At 72.8% G+C, this 1,127-nt stretch carries 1 protein-coding gene; it reads left to right on the top strand.

Annotation, left to right across the window (positions count from 1 at the left end; all coding sequences use genetic code 11):
- Positions 1–448: 448 nt before the first annotated feature.
- Positions 449–1,127: PhzF family phenazine biosynthesis protein (locus AOK08_RS42175; RefSeq protein WP_055535890.1), on the top strand; the 679-nt coding region annotated here is incomplete at its 3' end.

Raw genomic sequence — 1,127 nt, forward strand, 5'->3', positions numbered from 1 at the left:
CAGACCGTGCTGACCCGCGTCGGATTCACCGTCGTCGGCGAGACCCGGCTCTCCGGTCACCCCGGGCTTGCGTATTTCCGCAGCCTCACGGCTTCTCGGCCGCCAATGGCCGACGGTTCCGCGCTGCCGACGCCGGCCGGCTGGCCCCGCTCATCGACGTGACGTCTTCCCCGTTCGGGCGACGGGGCTCCGCAGATGCCCCGCCCTCCCAGGAGCAGGCCGAGAGCGGTGGGGGAGATGTCCGTGGGCGAGCCCCCGGAGGCGGTTCCCGCCTGAGGTGGGCTTGATCCGCTCGACGGACATCCGGTGTCCGGGGTCAGGGATCAGGGATCAGGGGTTCCACCCAGGGCAGGATGGCCAGGCTCCGGCCGACCGCACCCGAAACCAGGTCCAGCACCCGGGAATTGGCCTTGGCCCGCCACTCCGCCGCCCGTCTAGCGTCGTACCCATGCGCATTCGAATCGTCGACGCCTTCACCGACCGCCCCTTCGCCGGCAACCCGGCCGGCGTCATGCTCCTCGACGCCTTCCCGGACGACGCCCGGCTCCAGCGGATCGCCCTGGAGGTCAACCACGCCGAGACGGCGTTCGCCCACCCCCTGCCCGAGGGCGGCGAGGCCGACTGGGCGCTGCGCTGGTTCACCCCGGCCGCCGAGGTCGCCATGTGCGGCCACGCCACGCTCGCCACGGCCCACGTCCTGCACACGACCGGCTCCCACACCGGACCCGTACGGTTCGCCACCCTCAGCGGTGTCCTCAGCGCGACGCCCCAGGAGGACGGCTCGATCACCCTCGACTTCCCGACCGCCCCCCTGACCCGTGTCGAGCCCCCCGCCCAGGTCGCCGAAGCGCTGGGCGCCGAGCCTGTCGCGGCCTTCGACACCGGTCCGAACGTCGGCGACCTGCTGATCGAGGTCGCCGACGAGAAAACGGTCCTGGGCCTCACCCCCGACCTCAAGGCCCTGGCCGCCCACTCGGAACGCGGCATCATCGCCACCGCCCGCGCCGACGACCCCGCCGCAGGCCACGACTTCGTCTCGCGCTGCTTCTTCCCCCGGATCGGCATCGACGAGGACCCGGTCACCGGCAGCGCCCACACGGCCCTCGCCCCCTACTGGTCCGAGCGTC

Source organism: Streptomyces graminilatus, assembly GCF_001418565.1.
Classification (GTDB): Bacteria; Actinomycetota; Actinomycetes; order Streptomycetales; family Streptomycetaceae; genus Streptomyces; species Streptomyces graminilatus.